Annotated in this window: 8 protein-coding genes; 4 read left to right on the forward strand and 4 right to left on the reverse strand. The window is 47.9% G+C overall.

The window, feature by feature from the left end; all coding sequences use genetic code 11:
• Together Q4491_RS21145 and Q4491_RS21150 are read left to right on the forward strand one after the other, a co-directional pair.
• On the forward strand, positions 1-732 hold a 732-nt coding region (locus Q4491_RS21145), incomplete at its 5' end, for an SUMF1/EgtB/PvdO family nonheme iron enzyme (protein WP_303460703.1).
• Positions 733-1,108: 376 nt separating this feature from the next.
• Positions 1,109-2,176, forward strand: coding sequence for an SUMF1/EgtB/PvdO family nonheme iron enzyme (locus tag Q4491_RS21150; protein ID WP_303460706.1), 1,068 nt, complete (start codon positions 1,109-1,111; stop codon positions 2,174-2,176).
• A gap of 42 nt (positions 2,177-2,218) precedes the next feature.
• Here Q4491_RS21150 and Q4491_RS21155 read toward each other — a convergent pair whose 3' ends face one another.
• From Q4491_RS21155 to Q4491_RS21170, 4 genes are all read right to left on the reverse strand, one after another.
• On the reverse strand, positions 2,219-4,843 hold the full coding sequence (locus Q4491_RS21155) for a LysM domain-containing protein (protein ID WP_303460708.1): 2,625 nt from the start codon (positions 4,841-4,843) through the stop codon (positions 2,219-2,221).
• Positions 4,840-5,451 carry a DUF4123 domain-containing protein gene (locus Q4491_RS21160; protein WP_303460712.1) on the reverse strand — a complete coding sequence of 204 codons (612 nt, stop codon included), beginning with the start codon at positions 5,449-5,451 and terminating at the stop codon, positions 4,840-4,842. The genes Q4491_RS21155 and Q4491_RS21160 overlap by 4 nt, the downstream gene beginning before the upstream one ends.
• Entirely contained in the window at positions 5,433-7,715 is a 2,283-nt protein-coding gene (locus tag Q4491_RS21165; RefSeq protein WP_303460715.1) for a type VI secretion system Vgr family protein, read from the reverse strand. The genes Q4491_RS21160 and Q4491_RS21165 overlap by 19 nt, the downstream gene beginning before the upstream one ends.
• A gap of 62 nt (positions 7,716-7,777) precedes the next feature.
• Positions 7,778-8,296 carry an Hcp family type VI secretion system effector gene (locus tag Q4491_RS21170; protein WP_192016345.1) on the reverse strand — a complete coding sequence of 173 codons (519 nt, stop codon included), beginning with the start codon at positions 8,294-8,296 and terminating at the stop codon, positions 7,778-7,780.
• A 534-nt stretch (positions 8,297-8,830) separates the two neighbouring features.
• Between Q4491_RS21170 and tssH the strand changes: the two genes are divergently transcribed.
• Together tssH and Q4491_RS21180 are read left to right on the forward strand one after the other, a co-directional pair.
• Entirely contained in the window at positions 8,831-11,491 is a 2,661-nt protein-coding gene (gene tssH / locus Q4491_RS21175) for a type VI secretion system ATPase TssH (protein WP_303460717.1), read from the forward strand.
• The gene (locus Q4491_RS21180) at positions 11,478-13,070 is read left to right on the forward strand and encodes a sigma 54-interacting transcriptional regulator (RefSeq protein ID WP_303460719.1); all 1,593 of its coding nucleotides are present in this window, start codon (positions 11,478-11,480) and stop codon (positions 13,068-13,070) included. The genes tssH and Q4491_RS21180 overlap by 14 nt, the downstream gene beginning before the upstream one ends.
• The last annotated feature ends 805 nt before the right edge of the window (positions 13,071-13,875 follow it).

Consider the following 13,875-nt stretch of genomic DNA (forward strand, 5'->3'; position numbering starts at 1 on the left):
CACCTGCATCCAGTCACTTTAGATTCTTACTCGATCTCTAAATTTGAAACCAGCTTTATGGATATGGAGTGGATGCGACAGATTAATGGGTTACCCGTCGCAGAGAATAAACGTCATGGTTATATGCCCATTAAGGGGGAGAGCCTTCTCCGTAGTGATAAGCAGTATAAAGAACAGATTGTCTATTATTCCGAAAATGATACTTCATCTTCGACTAAATCTTGGAGAGAAGCTAAAGACTATTGTCAATGGTTGGGACAAATTTCATCTCTCCCTTTTGATTTGCCAACAGAATCACAATGGGAATATGCCGCCAGAAGTCGTGGCCAACATTACTATTATGCAACGAATAATGGTTATCGTCAGATTGCCGAAGGAATATATTATGACCCAAATAGCGGAGAAAATGTCGAATATTCACATAATCAGATAAATTCAGAGGCATTTGGGCCTGAGAAAACTTTAGGTTATTGGCCAGCAAATCCTCTAGGGATTTATGGAATGAGTAATAACATCAAAGAATGGATCAATGATTGGTATGCCAAAGATTATTATCTTGACTCACCAGCCATGAACCCTAAAGGACCAAGCTCCGGGGAGAAGAAGGTCATGCGTGATGGGGACGGATTGATGACTTTTGGAAGAAGTGGTGAATATCTGGAACAAGAAAAATATTCGGCTTTATATAGTTTTCGCTGTTCATTACAACAAGAAACACCAACCATTAAGTAAAATCATGGCCCTTGTTAGGGCCATGGATATTACGCATACTGGATTGATTGACTCCGATGATCAAGCATGGCCACTTGTTGCTCTACTTCTGAGCGCTTTTAGTGAAAAGCTTGGCCTTGACGGGGAGAGAAGGGCGCTTTGTTCATGTCTGAAACGGTGTTGGTTTCCATCAGCGTCATAACCCATTCATTAAACGCCGATTGCTGGCGGCCATTTAAGATAATTTTTCATTCAGTTCGCTTTACCGTTTTATGCACTCCAATCCTGTGCACTCGGTTCAAGAAATACAAGCTGTAATCATAATTGACCATGCTTTCCAGTGTTTTTGCTTTAGGTATTTCGGTACACTAAGACACTAAAAACAAAGGATTTCAGCATGAATATTTACAGGCTAGGACTTGCATGTACGCTGCCATTATTAGCGGCCTGCAATGACAACAATTCACCCATCAACATCACCAGCGAAACCGTCTCTCAACAGCAGCTTGATACCATAGTTACTAATATCGAAAAGCGCTATCCTGAGGCGACCCAGGAACAAAAACAAAACGCCGCCGACGTGGTGGTTCGCGCGATTGAGAATTTGGTGTTTGTTGAAGGCGGCAGCTTTGACATGGGCGATTTTCGTGCCCCTTGTGAAATTCCCAGCAAGACAGACTACCGTATGGACTGGACGCCCGAAGCCAGTTGCTTAAGTTCTCCGGGTAGTGCCTTTGACGGTTCAAAACACCTCCATCCGGTCACATTGGATTCTTACTCGATCTCAAAATTTGAAACCAGCTTTATGGATATGGAGTGGATGCGCCAGATTAATGGGTTACCGGTCACAAGAAATAAACTTAAAGGTTATATGCCCATACCTGGTGAATACTTAAGTCGCTCTGACGAGGAATATAAAAAGCTGATCAAATATCATACAGAACACACTGTTGCGACAGGGACAAAGTCCTGGCAGGAAGCGAAAGACTATTGTCAGTGGCTGGGGGAAATTTCAGTCCTCCCCTTTGACTTGCCAACCGAAGCACAATGGGAATTCGCGGCTCGCAGCCGGGGGCAACATTATTATTACGCGACCAACAACGGCTATCGGTTACTTGCAAACGATTTGCATTATGACCTTCAACGAGAAAGGTATGTTGAGGTTTTAGAGTCTGAAATTAACAGTAGTACAGAACTTGAGGACTACATTGGGCAGTTTCCCCCGAATCCGCTGGGAATCTATGGCATGAGTAACAACATAGGGGAGTGGGTGAATGATTGGTATAACAAAAACTATTATCTGAAATCCCCGGAGCATAATCCACAGGGCCCTGATTCTGGTGACACGAGAGTAATCCGGGATGGAAAGAACACTAAAACATTTGGTCGAATTGATAAGTCTCCTGAGCAAGACTTTTATTTTTCAGCGAATAGTTTCCGTTGCGCACTCCAAAACCACGAATAAAACTTATTGTATATAAATTCATGGCCCTTTCGGGCCATGAGGTTATGCATACTGGATTGATTGATTCCGATGATCAAGCATGGCCACTTGTTGTTCCACTTCGGTGCGCTTCTGGTGAAAAGCTTGGCCTTGACGGGGAGAGAAGGGCGCTTTGTTCATGTCTGCAACCGCATTCGTTTTCATCAGCGTCATCACCCATTCATTGAACGCCGATTGCTGGCTGCCATCTAAGATGGCATTGATGCGTTTCAGGTTATGGAACATCACCTTGTCACCTGATTGTTTTTTGCCTTCTGAATTCATGCGTTGCAGAATTTCTTCAAACTTATGCCAACTATACGTACTCTCGTGAAGCAGTTTATAAATCGCAGTTTCCTGTAATTCCTCATAATTAAATAGAAAGGTTCGAATCAAAGTATCGAGCATCATGCCAATTGCTTCGGGCAAAAGCTGGTCAAACGGAACACCACTGCGGACTGAATCATCAAGAATACGTAAAGCAAGTGTTTTCGCTTCTTGTTCCAAATCATTTGATTCTTCTCGATGCTTTCTTATTTCGTCAATGACATGGTCACCCAATGACACCGCATTTTTCAAGGCGCCAACGGGAGAGGTTATTGCTGATGATAACGCAAACGCAAAATAAGTAGCTTTAACCAAATAATCATATGCTTCCTGATTAATATTCTTCAGCACACGATAATCAACATATTGCAAGCCTTCCCAAATCACCTTCGCCAGATCCCAGAGCTTCCGGGCATCAATCGTGACCGAGACTCCACCGCCAGCGCCCACACCCCACACGAGTTTGGCGGAAACTTTCAGGAAAAATTTGCCTCTATCCAGATAAAGTGCGAATTCTGCAGTAAAACCACCGCCAATGGCCACATTACCTTCGGTTTTAATTCCAGCCAAAACAGAAAACTTTGCGCCATCTTCTTTTTTGGGGGATTGCCATTCGATATCTCCGGCAAACTCACCACTGAACTGAGCACCGGCAAAGACATCAGCTTTGACACCGATTTGTCCGCCTTCTGTTGTCCCCATTTCCACCCGGGGACTGAACATTACGCCTAAACCACTTCCGTTTGATCGATTTCGTCTGGCGTTTGGATCAATCATCACGCCAATATCATCATCGGCTGTTGGCCTGCCATTGCCAATACCTGCTCCGACCTGAGTCGAGACGCCTAAGAAGCATCCCACCTTTAACCTGACATTCACCCGAAAACAACCAAATGAGTAAACTGCCGGCTGTTTGTTCTTATCCGTGTAATGAAGTTGTACTGCTGTGCCTGCATCACTGGGTAAATAAAGATTAGAGGTGACCGCAGCCTCTGCGACAGAAAATGCCGCCGAGGCACTGATACCCAAATCTATTTTGCCTTGTGCTTGTCCATTTTCATCTTTCTTTAATGGGTTCAGGTTGGCATCCAGTGACGCCTGCATTCCCCAGCGCCCCAGTTGGGCTTCAGGCGTCACTGCAAACCATGTATTGCCCTCTTCATTGTGAATCGCATGCGTAGATTTCCATTCAGCGATTTTGTTACCCGGTGCGACCCACTCATTGAGTTTAATACCGATACTTTCCCCTAAGCGAGTCCGGTTTTCTTTATTTTTAAAATCACGTTGAATGGCCTTCCCCAACGCCTTGAAATCTCCTTTTTCAAATGCATTTGCGAAAGAAGTGCCTCCGAATGGCATCCAACTGAGCTTGGTTTTGTAGACACGCTCTACGAACTCCCCTCTGAGATAAAAAGTCCCGTCACGCGCCACTGAATAGACTTCTCGCACAGAATGACGAATAGGAGGCTCACCTAATTGGTGAAAGGCATCCAGTCTCCCTTCTTTCTTGACCGACATCGTTTGAAGATTCGCTTTTTTTGCGCCATGCTTCGTTTTCTCATCATCCTGAGCTTTTCCTGCTAAGGCCTCCCACTTCGTAAGCTCGGCTTTGATTTTTGAAGAAAGCTGTTCTTTCATTGACTCTGTCGAGCTTTCGTTTGAAATCCAGTTCCCATAATTTTCGATATATTTGAGGCGAGCTTTGAGTTCTGTCACTTTGGCTTGGGCAAGTTTAGTGTTCTCAGCATCCCGCTCTTTTTGTGCTTTTTCCTGACGTTTTTGTTCCGCTTTCACAGCAGCCTTATTTTTTGCGTTGGGTATCGGAAGCAGACCTGCATAAGCGAGATCCTGGCATAACGCTTCACGCTTGAGAACGTGTGCCTCAAGTTCGGCTTTTGTTGCTGTTGTTGGCGGCGCACTGTTCACCACATCCATGTAACATTGAAAAAGCGTTTGAGTTTGTTCGATTTCCTGTTCAAGTTCTTCAACAGCTTTTTTATCAAGAACATAGAATTGATGTACCGGATCACCTGTTAAGAACACAATGTCTTCAATTTCTTTTGGTTGGCACAGAGGCTCCCTTTCCAGGGTGCATGTTTCTGCCGGAGGGGACACAGAAGCCACCGGCTCAACCGGAAATGTGGGTTCTACAGGTCCAGATGCCGGGGGCTCAGGCAGCTTTATGGTGTCACCTGCGCGGATAAAATCAGGATTCGGCTGGTATTGAGGATTTAGCTGCAATAGAGAATTAAAATCAATCTGGTGCTCAATGGCAATTTCAAGCAGCGTATCACCGGGCTGCACAGTATATGTCGCTGTCATGATGGTTGATTCCGTGACCATTGTTGAAGGATGGTTTGCATTGTGTTTCGCTGGGATTCAGACAGAACCCAGCGCTCCACTTCTGAAGTGGACGAAGACGATTTAATTATTGGCGCGCTTAACCAATTTTTGTCGAACCATTGGATTTGCGACAACAGAGGAAAAAACTGATGGCGTTGGTTGTCCCTTATTGAGCCAAGCAAAGGAACTAAAGCTCTGGGGTCATAAAAGCGAAATATCACTTCCGCGTCGCCTTTATCCACGATGACTCGTTGTCGTAATGTCTGCCAAAGATCACTCGTTGCAACGGTGTCCGGTGCGATAAGCAAACAACCGCATGGTGCGGCAACCATCGCTTCACGACAGAGTTGAATAGCCGGTTCACTGCGACGCAATGAGACCAGCATCGGACTGTTTTCCAATTGAGCAAACCGGGTTTGTGAGAACAACTTTTGGGCATCAAGCGGATCCATCACACGGCTGAGCTGTATCTGCCAGTCAGGCCATAACAAGGGCTCAAACAGCACATAGGCGTTTTGATCTGAAGCAGGTAACATTGGGTTGGCTTGCTGAATCTGCCATTCCGGTTTTAACGGTGCAATTGACATGTTTTCCCTCTTCCGCATTCACAAAGTTCCATCATCAGTACGCCCTGTTCGATCATGCTCTGATAGACAGCAGACGTGATCACGGGTGGCTTTAATCGTGCAATCGATAGTCCGATCGGGCTGAGGGAGTTCACCCCTTGATTGCTGCCAGCGGCGGCGCCAGGATTAATGTCGACCTTAGCCCCTTGCAGTGCCACGTCACTCACGCCGTTGAGCGTAATGGCCGTGCCGTAAAATTCGATCACACCGCTGCTTTTCAGCACCAATCCGGCAGCACCGACTTCCACTCTGATTTCATCAGCAGAAACAACCGCAGCTTCTCCTTCTGCACGGATTGAAGTATCGCCTTGGGTTTCGATATGAAAATCGCCCCCGACCGTCAGTTGATCGCTCCCCCCGACTGAAGTGGTGCGGGACGCGAGGATCACCGTGGTCAGATCCGCACCAATCTCAAGCGTGTCGTTTTGACCAATCTGAACCCGCCGGTGTGCTTCCAACTGACGGTGCTGGTTGCCAGCGACACTGACAACTTCGTTGGCCTGATAATTCACCGTGACATCCTGATCGACCTGTTCGATCAATGTCTTTTCGTTGAGTGACGTTTTATTCCCGTGAATCAGTTCTTTCCGATCTCCCTGCACTGCAATTTCACGGTGCTGTACAACCTTCAGTTCGTCATCCTGTCCGATATGGCTGAAGCGGTCATGCAGTACCAGCGTGTTCATATCTTTCTGCGCGCGCAGATACAACTCTTCATGATTGGTTTCATCATCCAGACTGATCTCGTTGTACCCTTCTCCTTTATGCGTTTTAGAACGCAAGGTAGTACGGGTTTTCTTGAGCGGCAAATCATAAGGCGGAAGATGCAGACCGTTATAAACCGACCCTGTTACTAAAGGTTGATCCGGATCGCCTTCCAGGAAGCTGACGACCACTTCGTGCCCGATACGCGGCAGGAAAACCGCGCCCCAGTTCGGACCGGCCAGGCTCTGGCTGACACGTACCCAGCAGCTTGAGTGTTCATCCGACGCACCCAATCTGTCCCAATGGAACTGAATCTTGATGCGGCCCAGGTTGTCGGTATAGATTTCTTCGTTCGCCGGACCGACCACTACCGCGGTTTGCGGGCCTTCCACAACAGGTGCCGGCAAGGCCGATGCCCGGTAAGTCATATCGGCCGGGAATGCGATCACTTTGTTGTGATAGGTGGTGGGTTCATCACCGGCTTCTTCTGCGTGAGCCTGCGGATCGCTTCCTTCGTGCTTCACTTCCAGCAGTATGAAATCACGGTTCAGAGACTGGCGCGGATGGCGTTCCATCAGGAAGCTGTAACCGGGGATCAACCGCATGACACAGGTTGTTGCTTTCAGCTCAGTGCCGGACACCTTATGGGCTGACAAGCGGTAATCAGACTGTAACTTACCCTGAGGTTGCTGGCCGTAACGTCCCGGATAACGATACACGGCCAGATCGGTATAGACCTCGGCTTCATCCGATTCCGGCACGTCCGCCATCAGACGGGTTTTAGGCGTTAGGTAGTTATAGTCGTTCTGTGAAACCGCACCGGTATGAACACGGGTGGCAAAATCGGCGTCAAAGATATGTTCGCGATCCGGCACCCCGCCCGAGTCGGCATGATACAGGATGGGCGTTTGCTCGGCGCCGGGGATCAAGGTGGCGTTTTCGGCAGTGCTGGGCAGCGCGTTGACCAGTTCATTCTTATCCACAATCACCAGTTCATGGCCGCTGTGGGTATGATCGAAGTAATACCACAGTCCATGCTGAGACATCAGGCGATGGATAAATGCCAGATCGGTCTCGTGATACTGCAGAATATACTCCTGCTTTTCGCCTGCATCGGCAAGCATACGTACCGCGGTTACGCCAGCTTCTTCCAGCACGGCTTCGATGATGTCATTGATCGTTTGATCCTGAAAAATACGGCAATCCTGCCGCTGAGTCAGAAACCAGAGATCGGGCACCAGCTTTAACTCATAGCGGCTGAACTGGCGACCTGTGCCCAGGAAGCGGGCTTCACTGACTGTGCCATGGAAAACACGGGATACACCGCTCCCCTGACCGAAAAGTTGCAGCACCCCTGCCTTACGGATAACGTCCTCAAAAGCAATATCTGCATCACGTGAAAGCAATGTGACGTTAATTTCAAAAGGTTGAAACAGACGCTCGGTGATCTTAAATTCTTCAACACGAAATTCGTGTTCTGTTTCTTCGATAGAGAAGGAAAATTGAACCGGATTACTCATTACTTTTACCTGATACAACTATGACAAAAGGGGCCGGAACCGGCCCCCATGAATCGGCGTTATTACGCTTCGCGCGGTGTACGCCAGTCGTCGTTACCTGCAGTACCACAGACTTCGTGGGTCACTTCAATGGCGCGGTAAGTCAGTTTCAGTACTTCTTCAACCACACGGTCAGAAGTAGCTGCATCCTGGCAGTGCGCCATACGGGTTTGCATATCAACCAGCAGTGCATCAATCAGTTTGATGGTGTAGTAATGCTCTTGCTTGCCTTGAGTCGAAGTGCGGTAGAAGTTGATGTAAGCTTCTGGCAGCTTCTCACCGCTGACCAATGCGTTGAACAGCAATGGCGAAGTACGGTCTTGCTGCTTAGTCACGATAATTGGACGGTGAACACGCTGACCTGTTGGCTGACCGCTTTGTGGGTCACGAGGAACCGTCAGAACATGGTCCAGTTCCTGAACCAGGAATTCGTCAACGTGTGCTTCCTGCCAAGTGTTACCAACAGAATCTGCCGTGTAAGCATCTTTAGTAATGTGACCCTGAGTTTCACCATGAATAGACATATAAGCTGGAGTTGGCATAATCACTTTCCCTTAAATTTTAATCATTTAGATAAGTAGAGCATAACGCTGCTCTTTGCGATGATTAATACAAAGCAACCACCGTGCCAACTTTTAATTTCATTTAAAAACAGAGTCTTACAACTTTTCGTGAATTTTTAACTCATTTTTATTGCCAACTTTTTGGGAAATTTTCTAATTTTTTGTTTTTTTAACCCGAAATTTGCAGCAACCATTTTCACACCCATATTTTTCTTTTAACTGTCTTTCTTCTTTTTATATAAACGCCAATTTATCTGGCCAGCTCTCGCTTATTTAGTGAAATCTTAAACCTCTGCCACATTTTTCGACATCCGTTAAATTGCCTGCCTTTACAGTGCTTTTTCCTATTAAAAAGCTCATAGTGAAACCCCTTACCACCATGCACCCATGCTAATTGCCACCAAGTATTAAAATAGTCACTAATACAGCGACTTATCGCACTGGTTTCGGCCATCGGCCTTTTTAAAATCTGATTATAATCCGGGCTTTACCTGATTCGAATTTGATGGGCCTATGATTAACGTAAATTTAGCTTCTCTGATTCAACGCCTGCATCCTATTGCGAAAGTCGCACTGGAAGATGCAGCCGCACTCGCTGTTTCTGAACGTTCAACGGAAGTATCGATTGAGCATTATTTGCTTAGTCTGCTTGAACGCCCAAATAGTGATTTCGACTTAATTCTGGCAAGTTTTGACTGCTCCGAAAATTTAATTCGCCAGTCCCTGAATGCTTCGCTGCAGCGCAGTGATAAATCCGCCGGTGGTAAACCTGTTTTTTCTGCCCTATTGATTGAATGGCTGCAGGAAACCTGGCTGATGTCATCCATCGACTTAGGGCAGCAACAGATCCGAACCGGGGCATTACTGCTGACACTGGTTAAAAACCCGGTGCGTTACGGCCAACATGACATTCAGAGCTTGTTCGAACCGATCAACAGCGAAACCCTGAAACGAAACTTTGATCAGTTCACCGCAGATTCCATTGAAGCGCAGGTTGCCAATACCGAGAGCAGCGATCCGCGCCAGGAAGGCACTGCACTGAGTAAGTTCACCATAGATTTCACCGGTAAAGCCCGTGAAGGTAAAATCGACCCTGTGTTCTGCCGCGACCGGGAAATTCGCCAGATCATCGATATTCTCGCCCGTCGCCGTAAGAATAACCCCATTGCAGTCGGTGAACCGGGTGTCGGAAAAACCGCCGTGGTAGAAGGCCTGGCGCTGAAAATTGTTGAAGGCGATGTGCCGGATATCCTCAAAGGCGTCGAACTGTTCGGCCTGGATATGGGTTTGTTGCAAGCCGGTGCCAGTGTAAAAGGCGAGTTCGAAAAACGCCTGAATGGCGTCCTTGATGAAGTCAAAAACTCACCGACGCCTATTATTCTTTTCATTGATGAAGCCCATACGCTGGTTGGCGGCGGTAATCAGGCCGGTGGCAGTGACGCCGCTAACCTGCTCAAACCCGCGCTGGCACGGGGTGAAGTGAAAACCATCGCGGCAACCACCTGGTCGGAATACAAAAAATACTTTGAAAAAGATCCGGCGCTGGCCCGCCGCTTCCAATTGGTGAAGTTAGACGAGCCTTCACCGAAAGAGGCTGCCCTGATTATTCGCGGCCTGCGTCCGGCTTATGAAAAAGCCCACAATATCTATGTGCGGGATGATGCTATCGCCTGTGCGGCAGAGCTGTCTTCTCGCTATATCTCCGGTCGTCAGCTGCCGGATAAAGCCATTGATGTGCTGGATACCGCGTGTGCCCGCGTCAATATCAGCCTGAGAGCGACACCCGCTCCGGTTGAAAGCCTGCAACAGCAGATTGCCTCGCTTAATCGGGAACTGGAAGGCCTGAAGCGTGACGAACTGCAGCAAACCGGCGATAAGAAAAATGCGTCCCTTATCCCGCAGATTGAAAACCAGATCACTGACTTGAACCATGAACTGACAGCACTGACAGCCCAATGGCATCAGGAAAAGTCTCTGATTGATGAAATGATCAGCCTGCGCCAGAAGCTGCATATTGCCACTGGCGAAGCCACAGAGACAGCCTCTGCTGAAGACGAAGCGGATGACAACGCAACAGATATGGATGAAGCCTCAATTCGTGCTGCCATTCTGCGCTGTCAGGAAGCACTGGATGCCTGCCGTACAAACGAAGTGCTGGTTCACTTTGAAGTTGGCCCCGAAGAAATCAGCCAGGTCATCGCAGACTGGACCGGCGTACCAGTCGGTAAAGTATTAAAAGACGAGTCTTCCTCGGTGCTGCAATTAGATGAGTCACTGGGAAGCGTGATCAAGGGCCAGCCGTTTGCGATCAGCTCGCTCAGTGAAGGCATCCGCGCCGCTAAAGCCGGTTTGATGAACCCGGATGCCCCTATGGGTGTCTTCCTGCTGGTTGGCCCGAGTGGTGTGGGTAAAACGGAAACGGCCCGCGTCATTGCTGATCAGCTGTTCGGTGGCGACCGCTTTATGACGACCATCAACATGTCTGAGTTCCAGGAGAAGCACACCGTTTCGCGCCTGATCGGTTCACCGCCGGGTTACGTGGGTTACGGTGAAGGTGGCATGCTGACTGAAGCCGTGCGTCAGCGCCCGTATTCTGTGGTGCTGCTGGATGAAGTGGAAAAAGCCGATCCGGAAGTGATGAACCTGTTTTATCAGGTCTTCGACAAGGGCACACTGAACGACGGCGAAGGCCGGGCAATTGACTTCAAAAACACCCTGATCCTGATGACCAGTAACCTGGCGACGCAAGAAATCGAAGCACTGACTCAGCAAAGCGGCGACATCACCGCGCCGCAGATTGCTGATGCCATTCGTCCGACACTGAACCGCTATTTCAAACCGGCTCTGCTGGCCCGCATGAACGTGATTCCTTATCTGCCCCTGGCCGATGACGCGATGACCGACATTATTCAGCACAAGCTGGGCAAACTCGGCACCCGCCTGAAAGCCAATCACGACCTGACGCTGGCCTTTGAACAGGATCTGGTCGACTTTGTGCTGGGCCATTGCCGACTGAGCGAAACCGGTGCACGTAATATCGATGCAGTGATCAACCGTCAGCTTCTGCCTCAGCTCTCCAATGAACTGTTGGGGCATCAGGGTGAAGAAAGTGTTCACACCACACTGACAGTTTCTGTTGATGAACAAGGATTGATCGAGTATGCCTTCAGTTAATTCTGGAGAACTCAATAACCTGCTACTGGCAATCAGTCAGACATTGTCAGACCGTACACAGCTGGCGTCCACTATGGACGCCATTCTGGCTGCGGCACGACAACTGACCCAGGCGAAGCACGGCATCATGTACGTGCTGGACCAAACCGGACAGGCATTAGTTCCCCTCAGCGTACACAAGCATGAGCAAGCCATTATTGACCATACCTGGCTGCCAATGCAGCTTGATATGCTCAAAGATAATGACCCTTTGGGTTATGCCATCACTTCTGGCGAGATCGTCCTGATCAACGATCTGTACACCTACTCCGGCTATAACTGTGACCTGATTTATCAGAACGAAGCAGCTATGGGTCTGCACAGTGCCAACCTGCTGGCCTGGCCGCTGAAAGATCACCAGGACCTCACCGTTGGATTACTGGTGTTGTTCGACTTATGCCTGATCGATGATGAACAGTCACTGTCTGTCTTTACCAAACTGGCTGGCACCAGTATTCGTCAAGCCACCCTGCTGGACACTTACCACACCAGCCTGCGCAATTTAGAAGCCGACAATGCCGCGCTTAACCGCGAAAATCAGCAGCTGAAAGCCCGCAAAAAGCCCAACTATGATGGGCCGATTGCGGAAAGCGAACCAATGCGTCAGGTACTGGAACGGCTGCAACGCATTCTTACCTTACCGGTTGATGTGTTGCTGCGAGGCGAAACCGGCGCTGGCAAGGAAGTGATTGCCCGCTATATTCACGACAATTCCAATCGCTCAGATAAACCCTTTATCGCGCAGAACTGCGCGGCTATCCCGGAGCAATTGCTCGAGTCGGAGCTGTTTGGTCATAAAAAAGGCGCTTTTACCGGCGCTGATAAAGACAAAATTGGTCTGTTTGAAGCTGCCGATGGCGGCACGCTTTTTCTTGATGAAATCGGTGATATGCCACTGCTGCTCCAGGCCAAGTTACTGCGTGTATTACAAGAACGTAAATTCCGTGCCATTGGCAGCAGTGAAGAGCGCAGTATTGATGTTCGTGTGGTTGCGGCAACGCACTGTAATCTGATGGATAAAATCCAGAAAGCCGAGTTTCGCGCCGACCTGTTTTACCGTCTGAATGTCTTTCCGATTAATCTGCCGCCACTGCGTGAACGTCAGGATGACATTCTGCCACTGGCAGAGCACTTTATTACGCATACCAGCCAGAAAATGCAGCTGGACAGCGAGCCGGTGTTGAGCAAAAAAGCCCGCAAGCAACTGCTGGAGTACGGCTTTCCGGGTAATGTCAGGGAGCTGAGAAATGTCATAGAGCGAGCGGTTTTGCTGTCGGATTTTGAAACGGTAGACGCACTGGAACTGGGCGAAATGGATACCTTTATTCCTGCTGATATCCCCGAAGAAACGATTTTTGAGGTTGAATTACCCGAGATTGACGCCGGATCATTAAAAGATTCGGTCAATCAGTACGAGCGGGATGTCATTATCAAAACTCTGGAGCGTTTTAATTGGCAGACCCGAAAAGCCGCTGAATCGCTGGCTGTCCCTGTGAGTACGCTCAATCATAAAATCAAGAAGTATGAGATCTTACCTTAGCCTGCACGTTTCTCCCTCTGGATTGAGGGAGAATCCTTACATAGCCAACCTAAGCATTACCCCGCCAACATAATCTCCATTAATTATTCGTTCAATTCATTTGATTTATTTCACTTTCTATCACCCACGTCAGATGCTTCAGTAAAGCCCAGTCTATTGCAGGGTGAGAGCATGAGTTAACAAGTTGTAAAATCACCATATAAAAAGCATGTTGGAATCTACAAAAAGAGTGATTTTTAACCGCCTGCCACTGGTGTGAAATGCATGAGGTGTCTAATTATTACTCAACCAGCCCGAGAGAACTTACGTGCGTTCAAAAAGTAAACATACGTGCTCTCACCCTGCAGTCTATTGTGGTCACAGATAGCTTTGGTAATATTTCCAAAGCCGTACTGGCTTCCCCTGATGCAACGTTCGAATAGCCTGACGCAGCACTCAACTCACCGGATAAAACCAGCTGAAAATAATTACCATTGCCAAAAAATGTAATAAAAGTGATGAGAACAGCGTTTTTTATTAATTTATCATCTCTTCAAATAGGTAAAGCTAATATAAGAATTAGTGTATAAATTTACTTGAATGCAATACATCACGATATGTATTTATGTATGTAGTTATCATTGACTGAAGAGTACTATTGAGTGCTCGGGACCGCCGAAAACATCCTACGAGAATGATGGATTAATTGAAGAGAGATTCGAGGTGTCGTTGGGGGAGATAAAAAATCAGAGACTGTCCTGAATTCTGTGTAATTGTCTAAGCTTCAGCCTTAAAGGCTTAAGGATAGACAATATGGACAAGAAAG

The organism is Photobacterium sp. 2_MG-2023 (assembly GCF_030547675.1).
GTDB classification, from domain to species: Bacteria; Pseudomonadota; Gammaproteobacteria; order Enterobacterales; family Vibrionaceae; genus Photobacterium; species Photobacterium arenosum.